Origin of the sequence: Paenibacillus sp. FSL R7-0297 (genome assembly GCF_038009025.1) — a bacterium.
Lineage (GTDB): Bacteria > Bacillota > Bacilli > Paenibacillales > Paenibacillaceae > Paenibacillus_AQ.
In genome coordinates this window covers 3,712,855-3,733,824 of the sequence record NZ_JBBPAQ010000001.1, presented here as the reverse complement: position 1 = coordinate 3,733,824, position 20,970 = coordinate 3,712,855, and the positions used below count along the sequence as shown (strand labels likewise).

The following is a 20,970-nucleotide window of genomic DNA, read 5'->3' as shown; positions in this document are numbered from 1 at the left end:
CTTTATGTGTTAAAACTAGTGATCATCAACTACGCCAAGCGCCTTGTTCTTCTCCTTAAACCGGTCGTTATGCGATGAGACATAGGCCACCTTATCCGCTTCAGGGTCCATGTACAGCTTCGCGCTGTTGAGGGCAAGCACCGCATCCGTGAATGTTCCGGCGATCAGTCTTACCTTGCTGTCATAATCCACAAAATCTCCTGCAGCAAAGATACCGGGCAGATTCGTTTCGAGCTTGCCGCTGACCTTGGCCCACCATTCCCCCATGTCCAGCCCCCAGTCCTTCAACGGACCGTAATCGCTCTTGAGCCCGTGGTTGACAATAACGGCATCCACCTCAAGCTGCTCACTCTCGCCGGATTCGATATGGCTGATCGTAACCTGGTCAATCTGCTCGCCATTGCTGCTGTGCAGCTGGTTTACTGCATAGGGTACACGTACATTCACAGAGGATTCCTTCATGCGGACAATATTCTTCTCATGGCCGCCGAACTGTTCCCGGCGGTGCACAATTGTCACGCTGGAGGCAATTCCCTCCAGTTCATTCGCCCAGTCCACCGCTGAATTGCCGCCGCCCGAGATCAATACCCGTTTGCCGCGGAACGGTTCGAGCTCCTGCACCGTATAATGCAGGTTCGTCACTTCATAGCGGTCAGCACCTTCAATCTCCAGCTTCGCCATCTGCAGAATGCCGTACCCGATGGTGAGGATAACGGTCCGGGTCCAATGCTGCTCACCAGTCGCCGAGGTCAGAATATAAGTCCCGTCCTCCTGGCGCGCCTGATGCACAATCTGCTGCCCGAACACAATGGTCGGATCGAAGGTCCGCGCCTGCTCTGCCAGCTGGTCAATCAGCTTACGGCAGAGCGTCGGTGTAACACCTCCGACATCCCAGATCATTTTCTCGGGATAGATCAGCATCCGTCCGCCCAGCTCTTCCTTCGCTTCAATCAGCTTCGTCTTCAAATCTCTCATTCCGCTGTAAAAAGCCGTATACATCCCTGCGGGGCCGCCGCCAATAATCGTTACATCATATAATTCCATGGATTCGTTCATCTGTTTCCCTCCAGCTTCTAGGTGTATTTAAGATTTGGTCCGGGCCAGCAAATACAGAAAGTAAGGAGCGCCTATAACGGCAACAACAATGCCGGTGGGGATCTCTGACGGCTGCAGAATCCGGCGGCCGATCGTATCTGCAGTGATGACGAGCAGTGCGCCTAGCAGTGCGGAGGCTGGAAGCATCAGCTGATGCTTCGGTCCCACCAACCGTCTGGCCAAATGCGGGCCGACCAGTCCGACGAAGCCAATCCCGCCGCTTACGGCTACACTTGAAGCCGCAAGTCCGACTGCCGCTGCTAGGAGCCGGAACTGCTCTCTGGTGACATGAGCACCAAGACCGGTAGCCGTCTGCTCGCCCAGATTCAGCACATTCATAACCCTTGCCTTATAGATGACGTAGGGCAGGAGAATCACAATCCAGGGAAGCAGGGACAATACAAATTTCCAGCTGGTGCCCCAGATGCTGCCCGCAAGCCACGTGGCGACGAATTGATATTTGTCCGGATCTAAGCGAAGCGTCAGCACAATCATCGCTGCACTCATCCCTGCCGCAACTGCGACACCGGTGAGCAGCAGACGGATCGGCGCAATTCCCTGATGCCGCTTATAGGCCAGGCTGTAGATCAATGCGGCAGTAAATGCCGCCCCGACAAATGCAACTACCGGCAGCAGATAGACAGGTGCCGCAGAGGTCGTTGGATAGAAGGATACCATCAGCATAACCATCAATCCGGCTCCGGCATTAATGCCCAGGATCCCCGGATCGGCCAGATCATTGCGGAAAACCCCCTGCATCACCGCTCCGGAAACTGCCAATGCAGCTCCAATCAGGATGGAAATTACAATACGCGGCAAGCGGAATTGAAACAGAATTAATTCCTGCTTATCCGTCCCCTTGCCGAACAGCGTATTCAACAGCTCAAGCGGAGTTAAACGTATGTATCCTGTATTCATACTTATAATGAACATGATAATAATCAGTACGGCCAGCACACTAAGTACAGTCAGACCATGCTTAAGCCTTGCTTCTTCGAAGGAAACTACCCTGGTTCTCAGCATCTTTACAGCTCCCTTCTTTCTTTGCGGGCCAGATACAGGAAGAATGGCACCCCGATCAGCGCTATAATTGCTCCTACTGGCGTTTCATGCGGCGGGTTGATCATCCGCGCGGTCAGATCCGCCCCTACCACAAGCAATGCACCCAGCACGGCGGAGCAGGGAATAATCCATCTGTAATCCACACCTACAAGATAACGTGTCAGATGTGGAATAATCAGCCCGACAAACCCTACCGCTCCTACTATAGCTACGGAAGCGCCAGCCAGAATCAGGACGACTAAGGCCCCGGCCAATTTGACCAGACCGGTACGCTGTCCCAGTCCTCTGGCGATATCTTCCCCCAGACTGAGCATCGTAATGGAACGGGACAGAATAATCGCCCCGATGATTGCCGCAATCACCCAGGGAGACATGACCTGAAGCTGGAACCATTTCGTTCCGGCCAAGCCGCCTGCATACCAGAAGGCGAGGTCCTGTCCGATTTTGAAGTACAGCGCCACGCCCTCACTGAGCGCCGAGAGCAGCGCACTGAAGGCGGCTCCGGCCAGTACCAGCCGGGCCGGGGTAAGTCCTCCTTTGGCCAGTGAACCTATGCCATAGACGATACCGGCTCCGGCTCCGGCCCCGATGAAGGAATATAGAATAAGATACATAAACGACAAATTCGGAAAAAAAGCAAAGCAGACGGCCAGCGCAAAACCCGCCCCCGAGTTAATGCCCATCAGTCCCGAATCCGCTAGCGGATTGCGGGTCATCCCCTGCATGATGGCTCCCGCCACTGCGAAGCTGGCTCCGACCATCACTCCGCCGAGAACCCGCGGCAGCCTCAGCTCCCGGATAATCTGATGCTCTGTAAGTTCCGGATTGAAGTGGAACACTGCTGTCCAAACGACAGAAAGCTTAATATCTGCTGCCCCAAACGATACTGAAACAGCGATGCCCAGCGCCAGCGCAATCAAACCGCCAATTAGGATCAGCGTTGCCGCCCAAGGGCGCGAACGTAGTTTGAGCGGTTCTGCTCTCTGATCAAGCCCATTCCTGGACACTGCCTGTTGATTCATGAATGTCACCCGTTTTCTGTGAAATTGATTCTCATTATCATTGTAATATTGTAATTGAATTTGTCACTGTTTGGCAATGGACAAATCTAACCCTTGTACATAGAAAGTCTCTAATCATCCATTTCGCGCAGGATATCCGCATGAAAAAAGACAACCTGTATCCCGATTACATCCTCAGGGGATGTATCTGGGAGTCAGGTTGCCTTGTTCAATAGCTGCTGAATAGACAGGAATGTCCGGGGGTTTCGTACTATACATTCTGAAGCGTACCGCCGAATAGTCTGCGGATATATCCCTCCAGCTTGCCGATATGCGGAACGAAGGTGCTTTTGTCATACACATAATTAGACTGGCTGACCAGCTGTGAATAGATCAGAAACAGAATAGCTGCGAGCTCCCGGTCAATCTGCTTCTCATGCTCGATCAGCAGATACGTTTCATCCAGCGCCTCATATAACTGAAGCAGGGCGGCTTCATTAATGATTTTGCGGCGCAGCGGTACAATGATATCCGTGGCAATAACGTCAATCCGCAGAATTAAAGCTGCCAGTCTCTCGTTCACGCGGTCTCCCTCCTGCTGTGACTGAATGGTTAAAGCGCTTGCTTAATACCATCCTATGTTAGCCGGACCTTGAGCATGCCTTGAGCGGCCGGAACACATTCTGCTTATCTATGTAATTCTGCTTATCTATGTAATTCTTCTTACCTTGTGTATTCCTCATACTCATCTTTCTGGTTATGCCTCGAATACATGTACTCATCATTCTTCAGCTTATACATCTGCCCCATCCCGCCAAATATGAACAGCAGCACTACAAGCAGTGTGTAGGCATAAGTGAATTGATTGAAATAGAAGCACAGCACAACTGCCACTATAATCAGCAGCAGCAGTCCAAGACCTATACGGCTTAAGATTTTTCTCATCAGGGGTTCCTCCGCAGAAATTTTAGTCTTACTGTACCATGTTCTGCGGGAGAAATATGTCGAAACAGGAGATATCCCTGGCAGCCGCTTCCTGGATCCGGGACATCCCCTGCTATATGTTATGCTTCTTCACCTTTTATATTAATTTGGAGATCACCGTTCCGGCCAGCAGCTGGCCGAGCGTCATATCCAGCGGCAGCGGCTTGTTGCCAAGGCAGGTTCTGAGCGCTGTCAGCAGCACCCGAACATCATATTTACTCGGATGGACAGGAATCACTTCTTTTTCGAGCGCCAAAAGATTGTACACTGCCATCATCGCGGAGCGGACCGAATATTCTACGGTAAAGACGCAGTCGTCCGGAACTTCGGCAAACTGGCCGAGGAAGGCCAGATTGGTGCTGCCCTGCGGAATCACCTGCGGGCGGTCTCCTGCGACACGCGGCATGAACTGTGAAGTGATATAAGGCATCATACAAGGAATAACATTGGTCGTATGCTCCAGAATCTCCGGAATGCGGTTCTTCAGACCGATATGGTACATCAGCTCCTCCAGAAGCTCGCGTCCACTGCAGTCACTCATTTTCTTCTTGATATAATCGCCTTCGGCATCCGGGAATAATCCATAGGCCCAGAGCACCTTCACATTCTCCGGCTGGTTAATGAAATGCGGCTGCTTCGGTGCGGTCCAGGACATCATCCAGCTGGAGTCTTTGATGGTCACAACGCCGCCCATACCGGGAGCATCCCCGGTCAGCTCAAGCAGATACGGGAATACAATATCGTCGTCGGTAAAGGTCATCGTAAACGACAGCCACTTGGACTTGTCGATATCCCCGCAGAACACTTCCGGGTGGCCGAAATCCGGAGATTTCGCGGCAAGCTTCTCCCATAGGCTCCAGCAGCCGCGTTCCGTAACAGAGCGGTTCAAGATCGCCGGATGGTCCAGATCACCCAGGGTAGAATTCTCTGTCATCGAGCCATTGGTGACCATGACCAGATCTCCGCGTGCTGTTGAGAGGGTCTTCGGTGTTCCGTTTACGAGCAGCTGAATAGCGGTTACGGTCTTCTCCCCGCCGGTGAAATCAAGCTCCAGATCTGTTACCTGATGTCCTTTGTCAAAATGGACCCCCTGGCTTTCCAGCCATTTCATCAAGGGAAGAATCAGTGAATCGAACTGGTTGTATTCGGTATGCAGGATTCCCTTCAGCTGGTTCATCCCGGAGATCAGGTGCATGAAACGTTCCATGTAACGCTTCACCTCAACTACGCTATGCCAATTCTCGAAGGCGAACATTGAGCGCCAGAAATACCAGAAATTCGTCTCCAGGAAGGTCGGGTCAAAAAACTGCTCGATCGTCACCGCTCCGAGTCTTTCTTCCGTCGCCAGAGTGAGCTTGCCCAATTGCAGCGCATGTGCAGTGGAGAGCCCCAGCGTTGAGAAATCGGCGGGCTGCCCTTCCTTTTCTACCAGACGGCAGTGGGATTCGATCGGTTCTGCCAGATTCAGCTCACGGAATTCATCCAGCACCGTCCGGTCCGGATTCGTTAATGAGGGAATGAAGCCGAACAGCTCCATGAAGCATTCAAAATGCTCTTCGATCTCGCGTCCGCCGCGGGCGCTGTAGCCGTCCTTCGCATTCCCTGCCCCGTCCATCGAGCCGCCATAGACCGCTGATTGCTCAAGGATATGAATATTGCGCCCCGGCATATGGCCGTCACGGATCAGGAAAGCGGCTGCCGACAACGAGCCGATCCCCCCTCCTACGAGATATGCCTTACGTGAAGCGATGCCTTCCTGTACCAGCGGATGAATTCTTTGATAGGTACCCATATGTCCTCTTCCTTCCATGATCTGGGGATAAGTGCCTGCTAACTGCCTTCACTATACCCACCGTGAACAATGAATTCTATGGACAGCTTGGCGTGACTGTACAGGGATTACACATCTGCCGTAGATTGTGTCATTTCACTGGGCCGGGTGGGCGGCGGCAGCCTGGTAGTGTTCCAGGCCCCGGGCGATGCTTCCTTCCATAATCCGCGCTACCTTCTCCACCATTTCGGCCGGGTCGGTATTTGCCCCTGCTTTGAGCCAGTGGATCACCTGTTCAAGGATAGCCAGTGTGTAGAAATCGGCAATGTCCTGTCTGGCCTGGCTTCTCCCCTGTTCCGGTATCTGTTTTTGTCCTTCACGATCCTGCTCCTGCCCGTCCAGTTCTTCCACTACCCTGATCATGACACCATAAATAACTCCGTACAGAAACTGTTCCAAATGCTCGCGTCCAAGCGAATGAAAGGTGTTCAGACAGATGGTTTTGTTACTCACGATGTACCGCAGGACGCTTAAAAATCCCTGCTTCCAGCCGGCGCAGCAGCGGTAGGGTTCCAGCCCTTCAATTACCTCTGACCTGTAGACCCAGCCGAGCAGCTCGTAGATATCCTGAAAATGATTATAAAACGTATGCCGGGTCACGCCGCAATCCGCTGTAAGCTGCTGGATCGTAATTTTGTTCAGGGGCTTTGCGAGCATGAGTTTTTTGAGTGACCGGGCTAAAGCGTTCTTGGTTAACAGTGAATTGGACATTTCTTCCCCCTTACTGCAGTAGAACTTAACCAGACTTCTGCATTTACTGCATTGCTTATTAGGCTTCAAGGTTCTACAATACGGTATAGATGTTCCAATTATAACCAATTAAGAGCAGGTTTTCATAATAACCTTACGGGAGTGGATACGCTTGAATAGAAGAAGGTACGGCAATACGGGAAAGACTGTATCGGAGATTGGCTTCGGTGCCTGGCAGCTTGGGAACAAGCAGGATTGGGAGGCTATGGAGGATCGTGCAGCGGTCTCTCTGGTGCATGAAGCGCTGGAGCTCGGCATGAATTTCTTCGATACCGCCCCGGGTTACGGGCACGGTGCCAGTGAAACCCTGCTCGGAGCAGCCCTATCCGGCAGACGCACAGGTGCTGTGATCAACACCAAATTCGGTCACAGGGCAGATGGCAGCACCAGCTTTGATGCGGACCACATTCGGGCCTCCGTCGAAGGCAGCTTACAGCGTCTGCAGACGGATTATGTGGATTCCGTGCTGATTCATAATCCGCCTTTTGAGCAGCTGGACGGCAAATACGGTCACTACGACGAGCTGGACAAGCTAAAGGCCGAAGGAAAAATTCTCGCTTACGGAGTTTCGGTCGATTCCGTGCCGGAAATGCTGGAGGTCATCCGCCATACGGATATCGGCGTTATGGAGGTGATGTTCAATATCTTTTACCAGGAAACGGCGGAAGCTTTCGAGCTGGCCCATGAGAGAAACATAGCGATTATCGTCAAGGTCCCTCTGGACTCCGGCTGGCTCTCCGGCAAATATGACAGCAGCAGCACCTTCGAAGGGGTAAGAAGCCGCTGGTCTCCGGAGGTGATCGCGAAACGCGCGGCCCTGGTGGATCGCATCCGGTTCATAACGGACGAAGAGACGACCATGACTATGGCTGCGCTGCGCTTCATCCTTGCTCACCCTCAGGTCACCACCGTTATTCCCGGAGTACGCAGCAGCACACAGCTGGCCGAGAATATATCCGCAAGCCATGAGGTGATGCCGGCGGAGCATGTGGTGAGGCTCAAGGAGCTGTGGGACAAGGAGATCCGGAATCAGCAGCTGGGCTGGTAATCGCGGCTGCAGTTATTCCTTTTCGCCAAACCGGATTGAATAGGTCTTATACCCGTCTTCATTAATCTCCAGACAGTTCAGCTGCTCTCCATATACACAGCCGCCGTCAATGCCAATCTTGTCTCCATGCGGGCTGAACCAGATTCCTGCCCCGTCCTGCAAATCTACCGTGGAGGTATGGCCGAATACGACCGTCTTTGCGGTAGAGGTTACCGGATGATTGTAGAACGGCTCGCGAATCCAGATGAAATCATACTCCCGCTGGCTTGTCCAGTCGGCAAGAGAAGGATCAATTCCTGCGTGGACGAATACATGGGTGTCCGTTTCATAATAGAAAGGCAGCGTACCCAGAAAATCCAGATGCTCCTGATACTCGCGGCGCATATATTCCTTCATCTCCGCATACTCCTTCCAGCCTGAATCCGGGCGCAGCAGGACCGAATCGCGGCCTCCGCAATAACTCAGCAAGGTATGAAATCCTCCACCTGTAATCCAGTGTGTATCGCGCTTGTCATCTTCACCGGCCAGCGCATCACACGCCATCTGGTCATGATTGCCCCGCAGCACGATAACACCGTGCTCTTCCGCAAGACGTTTCACCTGCTCAACCACCGCCCTGCTGTCCGGCCCCCGGTCCACATAATCACCAAGCAGAATTAACTGGTCTTCGGAGGGGATATAGTTGGCTCTGCGGAGCAGCAGGTTGAATTCCTCCACGCATCCATGAATGTCACTAATCACTAAAGTTCTGATACTCGTTCCTCCTCTTCTTTTCATAAGAAGCCTTACACTCAGAATATTAATTATACTGATAAACCCGGATTTCCGCACGGCCCTGCTGCTGAAAACCGGTTGTAAGCGGTTATGCGGACAGCAGCCTGCAGAAAAAAGAGGTTAGCCCGCTCAGCCGGGAAACCTCTTCATCCAATACTATTCGCTCTGTGTTACGTTCCGACCTGCACTGGTAATTCAGCAGCGCTGTCCCAGCGCCAAGGCACCTCATGCCCCTGCAGATGCAGCCCGCCGTACCATTCATCTATACCTTGTATCCTCACTCTATCCGCTGTTCCGGCCAATACCCTCTCCCCCAGCTCTGACATAATAACTGTGCGGTTCAGGAATTCCGGTACTTCTCTGTAGTCTGTAATTTCTGCCGTACCCTCAATAATAAGTAGAGGATGCTCTCCAGCCGTCAGCGTGCGAAGAACCTTCCAGTATTCCACGTCTCCCATTCCCAGTCGGTGCAGTGCATCTGTAACTTGACGGAACAGCTTCAGGGGCGTATCCGCTCCGCCAGCCACAGCCTCAAGCGTCGTCTGTTCGGCAATACCAAGACCGTTATCAATTGAAGGCAGACGTGAGAGATGAAGCTTAAAGGCATCATAGGCAAAAGAAAACGCGGATTTGGCCAGCTCGGGCTTGCTCTCTTCCAGGAGCTGTGCCAGCTGCCGGGGGTTTGGAGATGCATATGCCTGCCATAGCCTGCTCCCAAGCTTCAGCTCCTCCGTGCCGATATTCTGCCAGGTTCCGGACAAGGTCTGAAGCTGGTCTGCCGTAAGCTGGCCCAGACCATGGAACAGCTCAATTCCGGGAAATTCCCCGATGCAGAGCAGACTCAGCTTCGTGCTGCCCAGCTTCCGGTTGCTGAACCAGTGCAGCAGGTAGGCCAGCATACTCTGGTCGAACAGATCATGCTCAAACCACAGGACCACTTCATCATAACGCTGAAATCCGCTGAGCATGCGCTCCTGCTCCTCACAGCCCTTCATATATTCTTCTGCCGGAATTCCCAGTGTGGCCTGCAGAACCTCCGCCCGCAGCCGCCGCTCCTGCACTGACGACGGATCCATGAATATCGGCCCCGCCGTGTAGATTTCTCTCCATACGAGCACATCTCCTTGGACAATCCCCTGCTTCAGCTTATCTCCAACGAAATCACCGTTCACAATATGCAGCATACGCTGTCCTCCCTCTTGTAACAGATTCAATGCGGCCGCAAGATCGGCTACGGGAAAAGCCCCCTTCAGCTTGCGTCTGCCGTCATACAGCCTTTTCTTCAGCGTTCCGGCCGGAATTCCCAAATAAACGGAAATCTCCTGTAGCGAATAGCCATAGAAGTAGAACAGCTGCAGCGGTACCCGCAGCCTGGCGGACAATTCTGCCACCGAGCTATGCAGCACCTGTGCCCATTCTCTGCGTTCGGCAATTTCCTCAACGCCTGGAGAAGACCCGGCGACATGTACTGCTGCCTCTAGCGGCAGCAGTGTTTGGTGTCTGCGCCGCAGCAACCGGTGGCACTGCCTGACCACAATGGTTCTGAACCAGCCCGGAAACGCCGCCGGCTCCTGCAGACTCCCAAGGTTCATATACGCCTCAATAAATGCCTCCTGCACCGCGTCTTCCGCCAGCTGAACATCTCCCAGCATATGGTAAGACACTACGTAAGCCATACCCCGGACATGCTCTGTCAGCTGCCTGAATGCTCCGGCGTCCCCTTTCTGTGCTTCTTCAATCCACTGCAGCATAAGCCTGCGAACCTCATTTCTGTATTTTCATCTGTTCTAAGGATAAGTGCCATTCCAAGAGGAAAAGGTTACAAATCATTGTTCAAGATCCGCGTTAGCCTATCTATGCTACATGCCCTTAGTTTATTGACCAGTGTCAGGTTTATATTTTGATAAATTAAATTTATACAAACTAATTTTATTCTAATTAATTTTTAATAATGTGTGTTACTATTATTTCATTTAGCAAATCTTGGAGCCTGGGAGGATATTTAACGCGAATAACAACAGCTTATTTCATCGGAGACAATACAAATTTCAGGAGGCATAACATTGAACCCTAAACCCGGCAGACTTTTTCTCTCCACACTAATGATTGTTACCGCACTTTATTCTTCTTCGGTTGGAACAGCTTTTGGCGCGGCAGCACCTTCATTAACAGGCATCACAGGCCACTGGGCTCAGAACGAAGTGACGGAATGGGTTGAAAACGGGTTCATTCAGGGATACGCCGACGGCAGCTTCAAGCCGGATAACAGTCTGAAAAGAACCGAATTCATGGCGCTGATTAATCGTGCGTTTGGGTTCACTGAAACTGCGGCTGTCTCCTATACGGACCTCTCTTCAAGCAACTGGGCCTACGCCGAGGTTGCCAAAGCAGTCAAAGCCGGATATGTCAACGGATATTCAGATGGGACCATCGGTACAGGCAAGACCATCAGCAGACAGGAAGCCGCAGTAATCATCAACCGGTTATTGAAGCTGGATGCAGCGCAGACCAGCGCTATTTTCAGCGATTCCAAGGATATTGCCGCCTGGGCACTGGGTTCTGTAAATGCAGTAGCCTCCGCAGGGATCATGAAAGGGTATTCCGAAGATAACAGCTTCAAGCCCGGCAGGGATATTACACGCGCGGAAGCAGTAGTATCATTAACTAGGACTAAGGCCATTGAGGCTGCACCGGCCAGTACACCGGATAATACAGGCACGGTCACCCCTTCGGCAACTGCCTCTCCGGCAGCCAGTCCAACAGCTTCACCGACGGCTACACCTTCACCTCCCCGGAACCCCGATATTCCTTCAGTTCCAACGTCCACACCTGTCTCCACACCTACAGCAGCACCAGAACCGGAAGCTACAGCAACATCAGAACCTACAGCGGCTCCGACTGTGACTCCTGATCCGGCAGATACGACAGCCCCGATCCTTACAAGTGTAACTCTTGGAGCCGTTACTGTAGGAGACAATGTATACGGGACAAGTAACGAAGCGGGTTATTTGTATCTGGTCCCTTCTACAGTAATTGTCAGCCCAACCGGTCTGGAGAATTCTGTCCAAGCTGACCACGGGATAAAGCTGGCGGTAACTGCCTCCGTCTATTCCCAGCTGAACACGCAGGGCCTGCCTGCAGATCATTATGTTGTATATGCTGTAGATAGCTCCGGCAATATTTCAATCCCTTCAAGCACGATTGAGGTTATAGCCATTGAGCTGTCCCTAGATGCTCCGGCCTCACTGACGGAGTCCAGAACCTATGATGGCACTGCCACCGCAGCGGTAACCGCAAGTCCTCTGCAAGGCGTGCTGAGCGGTGACGTAGTAGAAGTGCATGCATCCGCTTCTTACAGCAGCGCGGTGCCCGGGATCAGCAAGACTATAACAGTTATCTACACCTTAAGCGGAGCCCAGGCAGCCAGTTATATTGCTCCAGCCCCATACACCGTACATACGGGGATCATCTCGCTGAATCCATTGACCGTCGGGGCTCCGGATCTGACCTTGGCGAAGTTCAAGGACGGAACAACCACGGCAGCTGTTATCCCTGGTCAGCTCGTTGGAGTAATCCCCGGCGAAGATGTCAGTGTGAGCGCCGTTGCCAACTATGATACCTCTGCAGTGGGTACGGGCAAGACCATAACTGTAGTCTATACACTTAGCGGTGCTGATGCCGGAAATTATATTGCACCTGTGAACTACATCGCTACGAATGGAGAAGTTGATAAGGACCAGATTACACGGTCCAGAGTCTATGATGGAACTACTGCGGCGGCAGTGGTTGCCGGGGCTGTGACCGGAATCGAACCTGGTGATATCGTCACAGTAGAAGGTATTGGTGAATACAGCGATGTCAATGTAGGAATGAATAAAATCATAACTATTTCGTACATTTTGACAGGTCCAGACGCTGGCAATTATCTCCCGCCTGTTAGCTACACCATAAGCACGGGGATTATCACTGCCTTGCAGTTAGACATTACCCCACCAGCCATCACGGAGTCCAAGCTCTTTGACGGAACGCTATCAGCGCAAGTTACTCCAGGCACTCTGATTGGAGTCCTTCCGGGAGATGATGTAACGGTCAGCGCAACGGCGGCTTACAGCGACGCTGCTGTGGGCAGCGGCAAAATCATCACCGTAGTCTACACCTTATCCGGGGACGATGCCGCGAACTATTTGGCACCAGGGAATTATATGATTTCCATAGGTGTAATTGTAGCGCCTTAGGCAGAGATATGTGAACACTTGTTAAAAGATAAAAGCGTCCCGCGAGCCGTAAACCGGCTGGCTGGGGCGCTTTTTGATGATGGAGCGGTACTAGTCAGAAATGAATTCAGGCGGGATGTAGTCCGCTAACCAGATATTATGATTGCCTTGGTAAAACTTGATTCCTTCGTTCGCTGCCCGCCCGGCGTCAATTATTAAGATCACAGGATTAGAATCTTTACGGCCTCCAACCAGCTTTGCTGTTTCGGTATCAACCGAGAAATGCACATACTGTCTCTTCATTGGTTTAAGGCCCTCGTGCAGAATCGTCTCCACCCATTGCCTGGCTGTCCCATGGTACAGAACGGGGGGTGGGGTTTCATTCTGCTTAATTATCTTTTGAGGCACAGAGTGACCATATAGCGCCCTTATCCTGCCCTCCACAATCTCATGCCGCTGTTTAGCCGATACCTCTATCATCTTAGCCAGATCATCTGCAGTTACTGAATTCCATTGTTGCTCAAGGCGCAGTGCGCTTAATAGCTGCTGTATCTCTACAAAGCCCTCATCATCTAATTCCAGTTCATACTCCCAAGGCGCGTGACGCAGTGCATATGAAACCTCTTTACTGACCTTCGAATAATCCATATCAGACCTCCTCACTAAAATGCCGCATTGGCGTCAAAAATAACATATCTGATTACGAGTTTATCATAGGTAACGCTGCCCAACATAATACGGCATAGGCTATATATAATCCTTCGGCTGGGGAGAGGAGGACTGAAATTCCGCTATTTCAGCTAATCAGACGGATTTGCGGAGCACGCGGACTCAGAATCCGATATGTGTTAGCTCTAAACAACATTTTGGGCGGTGGAGGCGGAAGTTGGCTGATATTGATGACGGGGGCAGCGTCTTAATAGAGAGATGGCTGTGACATCAGCGGCGAGAATGACTGGCGGTGGGCAAAGGCGAACGTATCGGCGGCGGTAACTAACGCGGTGGCGGTGCGGCAATGGTCACATTAGCGGCGGCGGTTCCATTGTCTTGGGCGTCCTGTCCACAGCAAAAAGCCGCCCCTCCCGAGGCAGCCTCTTGCATCCTGCACACATTGCCGTTCCTTGCACCCGTCACTGTACATCCTCATACCCTATTCATGCTCAACTGTACTTCCAGTCCGCCACCCTGGCGGTTAACGCCAACGACGGGGCTGTTTGACTGCTGCATCGCTGCTGAACCCTTGATTCCGGCCTACTGCGCGATCTGCTCACGGATGTTCGCGAGAATCTTCTTCTCCAGCCTCGACACCTGAACCTGCGAAATGCCGAGGCGGCTGGCGACTTCGGACTGGGTCTGGTCGCGGTAGTAGCGCAGGTAGACGATCAGGCGCTCGCGCTCGGTTAAGGCTCCGATGGCCTCATTCAAGGCAAGCTTGTCGAACCAGCGCTCTTGCGACTCGTCGGCGATCTGGTCGATCAGTGTGATCGGATCGCCGTCATTCTCGAAGACCGTCTCATGGATCGAAGTCGGCGGCTTGTTGGCTTCCTGGGCGAAGACGATTTCTTCGGGTGTCACGCCCAGCGCCTCCGCCACTTCGCCGATGGTCGGCAGGCGGTCGAGCGTTTTGGACATTTCATCCTTCATCTTACGCACCTTATTGGCCATTTCCTTGAGTGAACGGCTGACCTTGAGTGTGCCGTCATCGCGGAGGAACCGCTGGATCTCGCCGATAATCATCGGCACCGCATAGGTGGAGAACTTGACCTCATAGCTGAGGTCGAATTTATCAACGGACTTCAGAAGTCCGATACAGCCGATCTGGAACAAATCATCCGGTTCATATCCACGGTTCATAAACCGCTGCACCACCGACCAGACGAGGCGGATATTGCAATTGACCAGCGTGTCGCGGGCCGTATGATCCCCGGCTTGACTGAGTGCGATTAGACGTTTGACCTCCGCATCGTCCAAATAGGTCGGCGGAGCTTTTTTTGACTCTGCATCCATGGCTCCAACCCCTAATTGTATAAAGCTTTTTTCGAGACGATGGTTTTCTTCATTGAAATGGAGGTCCCGCGTCCCGGTTCACTGGTAACTTCGAATTCATCCATGAAATTCTCCATAATGGTAAAACCCATGCCCGACCGCTCTAGCTCCGGCTTGGAGGTATACAGTGGCTGCTGGGCCAGCTCCAAATCCTCAATGCCCTTGCCCTGATCTTCAATCGTCAAATGCACCGTCTCAACATCAATGGAAGCGGAGATGCTGACCACTCCTGCAGGATCACTGTCGTATCCGTGGATAATGCAGTTGGTGACCGCCTCCGACACAACCGTCTTCAGGTCATTCAGCTCCTCCATGGTCGGATCGAGCCTGGAGACAAAAGATGCCACTACCACACGTGCGAATGATTCATTCTCCGACAGTGCGGCAAACTGGACGCTCATGAAGTTACGAGCTTCACTATTTGTCATAACGCAACCTCCAAATCCGAGAGTGCAGCGCTCTCGTCGTCATATAGGGGCATGATCTTGAACAGGCCCGACATTTCCAGCAGGCGCTTCACGGGTGCTGTGGCATCGCAGACTGCCATTTTGCCGCCCTTGCTGCGGATCAGCTTGTACCTTCCCAGAATGACTCCGAGGCCTGAGCTATCCATGAACTGCAGCTCCTTGAGGCTGAGAATCAGATGCTCCACCTGGCCCCGCATAATCGCTTCATCCATATCCATACGTACATAATCGGCTGCGTGATGATCCAGTTCACCAGACAAACGGACAATCAGCACACCCCGGTGATGCTCCATCTCCACATGAGAATTCATCCTTGCCACTCTCCTCTTCGTTGCTTGGACAACCGCCCTGTAACACCATTCTTTCCCCTACAAGGACAAGGTTTTCTACACCGCAATTGAGGATTCCTGCCTCACGACAAAACTAGAAGAAAACCCCTAAGAACTTACATAAAGCATGGGACGAATCTACAAAATGCAAGAAATTAATCACTAGCTCTAATCAATGGTAAAAAGCGACCCCGTTGTACGCTTGAACAGCTTCCACCAGCCTGCCTTAGCCACATCTTCGCCTGCCTTCAGTTCGTATTCTTTCAGCACGTCAGTCCCTTGATATACGACCAGCTTGCCGACAGTCTGATCTGCGGCCACAGGAGCCTTCAAGTTTTCTTCCAGCACCAGCTCATGCCGGATACCCTCCTGGGTAATTCCTTTTTTGAGTAATACACTGTAAGTTTCCTTCGCCGTCAGCGGCAGCTCCGTCTTCACGCCCTTCTCAATCTTCACTGTGCCGATGGGGTCCCCCGCCTTGTGAATCGTATGCAGCTTATATTGGGAAAAGAGGTAATCGAACATCGACGACACTTCACTGTTGCGTGTTTTGGTATTCGGCTCACCCAGTACAACCGCAACGGCACGCAGTCCGTCTCTGGCCGCAGTTGCGGACAGGCAGAACTTCGCTTCAGCCGTATACCCCGTCTTCAGGCCGTCAGCGCCTGTATAGAAACGCACCAGCTTGTTCGTATTGACCAGCCAGAACGGCTTGGCCGAATCCTTGCGCAGGTAATCCTGATAGGAGCCGGTGTACTTGATAATCCGCTCATGCTTCAGCAGTTCCTGGCTGATTACGGCGATGTCATGCGCAGATGAATAATGATTCGCTGCCGGCAGTCCATTGCAGTTGGCAAAGTGGGTATCTTTCAGACCCAAGGCTTCAGCTTTCTGGTTCATCAGATCCACAAAAGCGCTCTCCGAGCCGGCGATTTTCTCCGCCATCGCTACAGAAGCGTCATTGCCGGAAGCCATGGCGATGCCCTTCAGCATTTCATCCACCGTCATTTCCTCACCCGGCTCCAGAAAAATCTGAGAACCGCCCATCGATGCAGCATACTCACTGGTGCGCACTTTGTCGGTCAGCTGCAGCCTGCCTTCATCCAGCGCCTCCACGGTCAGCAGCATAGTCATAATTTTGGTAATACTGGCCGGCGGCAGCTTGTCATGGCTGTTTTTCTCGTAGATGATCGTGCCCGTGCTGGCATCCATTAGAATGGCAGAACGTGCCCCGGGTGCGAGGTCAACTGCAGTGCTTCCGGTATTGCCAGCATTGGCAGTGCCTTTGGATTTTTCCTCAGCAAAAGCGCCGGATGCCCCTCCCAGAACCGAAACAGCGATGCACAGCGCAAGCGTTACATAACGAATTTTTCTCACAATGGTTCCCCTCCTGAACGTTAACCTTCATTTCACAGGTACTGTGTTCCAGTTTCGTCAAAAGTGCAGGAAATTATTCCATTTTTGCGCAGAAAAAAGGAGCTTAGCAAATAACACTAGAATCAGCTCCATATAATTCACGCTGCATGAAGCGTTAAAAAGCCCGCACCTTGTCAGCAAGATGTGGGCTGTAGTTATAGAATAACTTTTTTAGTTCATGTTTATTCCGAGTAAAGGCATTTGCCTGGACTGCTTCACTATACAAGTTCGCTTTTACTCTGCAGCGTATAATTCCTTGAATCTTCTCCCGCAGCCGGTCCTTCTTCTACCACATTCCACTGCCGGTAAATTAGGGTATGAAGCGTCTCCGCCTGTTCCCTGGTCAGCTCAAGCCCTTTCAGACTTGCTCCCTCTTGCACATAATCCTCATTCTCGATCAGCCGGAACCGGAACCTCAGCAGCTTCTTCAGTCCATTGGTATGCAGGAATCCGAATTCATATCCTTCCCGGACCGCCTGCTTCCAATCCACATGCATGTCTTCAGCAAGCTGTGCGCGTTCCCGGGTGTCCATTCCGGGTTCAGCCAGTAAGCTCTGCACAGCTGAAAAATCCTTTGTCCTCAAACTGTCAATCACAGTCTGCTCCGGCATTCCGCTGCTCCGGACGTTCTCAAGCAGCAGAGCAAGGGGCAGCGGAAGCTGCATTCTCTGCTTCATCTCATCACCTCCGGTCAAATATTGCTTGAACCAGGAATTAACCTCTTGCAGGGCCTGTACACGGTAAGAAGGCTTGCCCAGCTTAAGGAACATGTGGCCTGAGCCGGGATAACGGAGCAGACGGGCCGGGTTCCCGAGACGCTTCAGTGCGGTATACCATTCGTCCGACTGTCCGACAGGACAGCGGAGATCCTGCTCCCCATGCATGATCAGCATTGGAATTCTCACCTGATTCACATAGGCCAGAGGAGATCTGGACCACAGCAGCTCCGCATGGTCCCATGGATTGCCGCCGGCAATTCCTTCTGTGTAGGTGATCCCAATGTCGCTGAGCCCATAGAAGGATAACCAGTTGGAGATGCCCCGCTGCGAGACGGCAGCGCGGAAACGGGTGGTATGTCCAGCTATCCAATTGGTCATCAGGCCGCCGTAGCTCCCGCCCATTACGCCCAGCCGATTCTCGTCAATGAAGCTATAATTCGCAACAGCCGCATCCACGATATCCATCAGGTCCTGATAGTCGCCATTTCCGAAATCCCCGCGGCAGGCCTTGGCGAAATCCTGACCGTAACCGAAGCTGCCCCGGGGATTGGCGAACAATACCGCATAGCCTTCTGCAGCCAGCACCTGAAGCTCATGACTGTAGGCTGGTGCATACATGGCATGCGGGCCGCCGTGAATGACCAGAATCAGCGGCACCTTCTGCCCTTCTGCCAGCTTCTGCGGCTTCATGATCCATCCATGGATCTTATAGCCATCTGCTGTATCTGCAGCAACCGGCTCCGGAAGAATCACGTGTAACTTGCCCATCAGCGTCTTGTTCATGTTCGTTAATCCAAACACTTCGCCCGTCCGGGTATCAACACGGATCAACTCTGCAGGTCCGCTCTTATCCATGGCGGCAGCCACCACATAGGGGCCATCTGCAGCAGCGGAGATCTGATGAATATCCAGCTCACCAGCTGTAAGAGCCACCGGAGCTTCATTCCGGACGAACCGGTATAGATGAACCCCGCCCTGTGAAGTTCCCAGTGCATACAGATCAGTCCCGCCATTCAAATACAGAGGGCCCGGAGCCGCCATGCCTGACTTCACATCATTCAACACAAAATTACCGAGCTGCATTTCCGTCTCGGCATGGAAGGCCTCCGGCGTGCCTCCTTCAGCGGGCAAAGCATACAGACGGTTATGGGTTCCGCTCCCATAGGTGCGGTCATCTCCGATAAGTGCAAACGCGCTGCCGTCTGGAGAATAAGTGAATTGGCTGATATTCAGAGTCGAAGATGATCTCTTTCTAACCCTCATGTCGGTCAGATCCATCGTATACAGATCATTGAAGGGCAGCAGATCAGGGTCCTGCACCTCCTCGTCCACAATCTTCGTCAGAAAAGCAAGCTCCCGGCCATTCGGCGACCATGCCGGCTGCGCGGCATTATACTTCCCAGAGGTCAGTTGGACAACCTTGCCGCTGCCGGTGTAGAGCAGGAATAGATGGGAATACAAGCCGTCCCACCAGCCCGCGCCTTCAGCCTTCGGAATCGTCCGCTCATAAGCTCGGCCAAGGCTGTTCTCCAGCGACTTGGCTTGCTCGGGGGGAAGCGATTCTATATGATTGTCATTGCTGACCTTAGCCGTATATGCAATCATCCGGCTGTCCGGTGACCAGGAGAAGCTGAGGACCCCGCGCTTGGCATGTGTCAGTTGTACTGGCTCCTTGCCCGAGGGTGATACCGCCCATACCTGCCGTCCATCCCCGGCATCACGCATAAAGCCCAGGCGGCTTCCATCCGGCGACCACTGCGGAGCGCTGTCCTTGTCGCCCTCCGTTAGGAGCGTATCTGAATCTCCATCCAGGGACACCCCCCGAATATAGGTCCGGTACTCATTGTTTACCGGGTGAATCTCCTTTACCAGGTAGGCTGCCATGTGACCGGCTGGATGTACCGCCGGGTCACTGACCAGTCGGTATTGCCTCAAAGTCTCGGGTTCAACCCGTTTTGCTCCCATAAGCAGATCCTCCTTAGATTGAACGCGAACTCAGGAACCAGTTCCTACAACATTGCTGCACTTATAATCCGGCTGCAATGCAGCAAGCGCCTGCGTCAGATCGGCAATGATATCCTCCGCATCCTCCAGCCCGACAGACATGCGGATCAAACCGTCGGTAATGCCGAATTTCAGCCGCTCTGCAGCAGGGATGGAACAGTGGGTCATACTGGCCGGATGCTGAACCAGCGTCTCCGGATCACCAAGGCTGAAGGATATCATCGCCAGCTTCAGGCTGTCCATGAACCTCTTGCCTGCAGCCATTCCCCCTTCCACCTCAAAGGAGACAATGCCGCCCATGCCCCTCATCTGCACTTGTGCCAATTGATGCTGCGGATGCCCGGCCAGACCCGGATAATGGACCTTGCTGATTAAGGGATGCCCCTGCAAGTATTCAGCGACCCTCTGCGCATTCTCACAATGAGTGCGGACCCGCAGGCCCATAGTTTTCAATCCTCTCAGGATCAGGAAGGACTCCCATGCGTTAAGGTTCTGTCCCAGATCCCCCGTAATGCGCTTGCGGATGAATTCAATAACCGGCTTGCGGCCAATCACCAGCCCGGCCACGACATCGCCATGTCCGTTGATATATTTGGTTGCGCTGTGTACGACAATATCTGCCCCAAGCTCCAGCGGCTTCTGCAGATATGGCGTCATAAACGTGCTGTCCACAATCAGCGGAAGCTCGCGGGAATGAGCCAGATCAGCCAAAGCACTTAAATCCAGCACAGTCAGCAGTGGATTGGACGGTGTCTCAACAAATATTGCCTTCGTATTCTGCTGAACAGCCGCAGACACTGCCTCTAGATCAGTACAGTCTACAAATGAATGAGTGATTCCAAAACGCGGGGCCATCAACGTAACAAAATTATAAGTGCCGCCATATACATCCTTAGTGACCAGAACATGATCTCCTGCCTGTAGATACGCCAGCAGTGCGGCAGAGATTGCCGCCATGCCGCTGCTAAGCCCAATGCATTCCTCTCCGCCCTCCAGCTCGGCCATCTTCCGCTCCAGCGTCTGCGTTGTCGGATTGCCGTATCTTCCGTAATACGTGCCTTCCCGCTGGCCCGCAACTACTTCAGCGGCAGTATCCGTATCCGGGAACGCATACGCCACAGCTGGAATAATGGGCTGTGAGACAGCTCTGGTAAGGTCATCCGGCTGGTGCCCGCCATGGACAGCCAAGGTGTCAAAACGCCAGTCTGGGTGTGCCATCGTGCAGTCCCT

18 protein-coding genes are annotated in these 20,970 nt (G+C 52.8%); 2 read left to right on the top strand and 16 right to left on the bottom strand.

What is annotated here, in order from left to right; all coding sequences use genetic code 11:
• Positions 1-15: 15 nt before the first annotated feature.
• From MKZ24_RS16300 to MKZ24_RS16270, 7 genes are all read right to left on the bottom strand, one after another.
• The gene (locus MKZ24_RS16300; RefSeq protein ID WP_340784594.1) at positions 16-1,056 is read right to left on the bottom strand and encodes an NAD(P)/FAD-dependent oxidoreductase; all 1,041 of its coding nucleotides are present in this window, start codon (positions 1,054-1,056) and stop codon (positions 16-18) included.
• Positions 1,057-1,083: 27 nt separating this feature from the next.
• The gene (locus MKZ24_RS16295; protein ID WP_340784591.1) at positions 1,084-2,118 is read right to left on the bottom strand and encodes a FecCD family ABC transporter permease; all 1,035 of its coding nucleotides are present in this window, start codon (positions 2,116-2,118) and stop codon (positions 1,084-1,086) included.
• Between the two features lie 2 nt (positions 2,119-2,120).
• On the bottom strand, positions 2,121-3,179 hold the full coding sequence (locus tag MKZ24_RS16290; protein ID WP_042237729.1) for a FecCD family ABC transporter permease: 1,059 nt from the start codon (positions 3,177-3,179) through the stop codon (positions 2,121-2,123).
• 250 nt (positions 3,180-3,429) lie between these two features.
• Positions 3,430-3,741, bottom strand: coding sequence for a hypothetical protein (locus MKZ24_RS16285; RefSeq protein ID WP_042237731.1), 312 nt, complete (start codon positions 3,739-3,741; stop codon positions 3,430-3,432).
• A gap of 140 nt (positions 3,742-3,881) precedes the next feature.
• Positions 3,882-4,103, bottom strand: a complete 222-nt coding sequence (locus tag MKZ24_RS16280) for a hypothetical protein (protein ID WP_042237732.1) — start codon at positions 4,101-4,103, stop codon at positions 3,882-3,884.
• A 136-nt stretch (positions 4,104-4,239) separates the two neighbouring features.
• Entirely contained in the window at positions 4,240-5,934 is a 1,695-nt protein-coding gene (locus tag MKZ24_RS16275) for an oleate hydratase (protein WP_340784588.1), read from the bottom strand.
• Between the two features lie 135 nt (positions 5,935-6,069).
• On the bottom strand, positions 6,070-6,684 hold the full coding sequence (locus MKZ24_RS16270) for a TetR/AcrR family transcriptional regulator (RefSeq protein WP_042237736.1): 615 nt from the start codon (positions 6,682-6,684) through the stop codon (positions 6,070-6,072).
• Positions 6,685-6,835: 151 nt separating this feature from the next.
• On the opposite strand from MKZ24_RS16270, the gene MKZ24_RS16265 reads away from it, so the two are divergent.
• Positions 6,836-7,771, top strand: a complete 936-nt coding sequence (locus MKZ24_RS16265) for an aldo/keto reductase (protein ID WP_340784584.1) — start codon at positions 6,836-6,838, stop codon at positions 7,769-7,771.
• 12 nt (positions 7,772-7,783) lie between these two features.
• Here the strand turns inward: MKZ24_RS16265 and MKZ24_RS16260 are convergent, their stop codons facing one another.
• Together MKZ24_RS16260 and MKZ24_RS16255 are read right to left on the bottom strand one after the other, a co-directional pair.
• Positions 7,784-8,512: a metallophosphoesterase family protein gene (locus MKZ24_RS16260; RefSeq protein ID WP_231637688.1), complete on the bottom strand. Its 729-nt coding sequence runs from the start codon at positions 8,510-8,512 to the stop codon at positions 7,784-7,786.
• 203 nt (positions 8,513-8,715) lie between these two features.
• Positions 8,716-10,296, bottom strand: coding sequence for a sigma-70 family RNA polymerase sigma factor (locus MKZ24_RS16255; RefSeq protein WP_340784579.1), 1,581 nt, complete (start codon positions 10,294-10,296; stop codon positions 8,716-8,718).
• A 312-nt stretch (positions 10,297-10,608) separates the two neighbouring features.
• Between MKZ24_RS16255 and MKZ24_RS16250 the strand changes: the two genes are divergently transcribed.
• On the top strand, positions 10,609-12,780 hold the full coding sequence (locus tag MKZ24_RS16250) for a YDG domain-containing protein (protein WP_340784577.1): 2,172 nt from the start codon (positions 10,609-10,611) through the stop codon (positions 12,778-12,780).
• A 90-nt stretch (positions 12,781-12,870) separates the two neighbouring features.
• On the opposite strand, the gene MKZ24_RS16245 is transcribed toward MKZ24_RS16250, so the two are convergent.
• The 7 genes from MKZ24_RS16245 to MKZ24_RS16215 all read right to left on the bottom strand — a co-directional run bounded on the left by MKZ24_RS16245 (position 12,871) and on the right by MKZ24_RS16215 (position 20,958).
• Positions 12,871-13,407 (bottom strand): RNA 2'-phosphotransferase, encoded by a 537-nt coding sequence (locus MKZ24_RS16245; RefSeq protein ID WP_340784575.1) that lies wholly within the window; start codon positions 13,405-13,407, stop codon positions 12,871-12,873.
• 603 nt (positions 13,408-14,010) lie between these two features.
• Complete coding sequence (gene sigF / locus MKZ24_RS16240) at positions 14,011-14,766, bottom strand: RNA polymerase sporulation sigma factor SigF (protein WP_036727459.1); 756 nt, start codon at positions 14,764-14,766, stop codon at positions 14,011-14,013.
• Positions 14,767-14,777: 11 nt separating this feature from the next.
• On the bottom strand, positions 14,778-15,233 hold the full coding sequence (gene spoIIAB / locus MKZ24_RS16235; RefSeq protein ID WP_042237747.1) for an anti-sigma F factor: 456 nt from the start codon (positions 15,231-15,233) through the stop codon (positions 14,778-14,780).
• Positions 15,230-15,583: an anti-sigma F factor antagonist gene (spoIIAA, locus tag MKZ24_RS16230; protein WP_036727462.1), complete on the bottom strand. Its 354-nt coding sequence runs from the start codon at positions 15,581-15,583 to the stop codon at positions 15,230-15,232. Before spoIIAA ends, spoIIAB begins: the two co-directional genes overlap by 4 nt.
• Before the next feature lie 186 nt (positions 15,584-15,769).
• The gene (locus MKZ24_RS16225) at positions 15,770-16,981 is read right to left on the bottom strand and encodes a D-alanyl-D-alanine carboxypeptidase family protein (protein WP_442950527.1); all 1,212 of its coding nucleotides are present in this window, start codon (positions 16,979-16,981) and stop codon (positions 15,770-15,772) included.
• A gap of 254 nt (positions 16,982-17,235) precedes the next feature.
• The gene (locus tag MKZ24_RS16220) at positions 17,236-19,701 is read right to left on the bottom strand and encodes a S9 family peptidase (RefSeq protein WP_340784563.1); all 2,466 of its coding nucleotides are present in this window, start codon (positions 19,699-19,701) and stop codon (positions 17,236-17,238) included.
• Between the two features lie 30 nt (positions 19,702-19,731).
• Complete coding sequence (locus MKZ24_RS16215) at positions 19,732-20,958, bottom strand: trans-sulfuration enzyme family protein (protein ID WP_042237748.1); 1,227 nt, start codon at positions 20,956-20,958, stop codon at positions 19,732-19,734.
• Positions 20,959-20,970 lie beyond the last annotated feature (12 nt).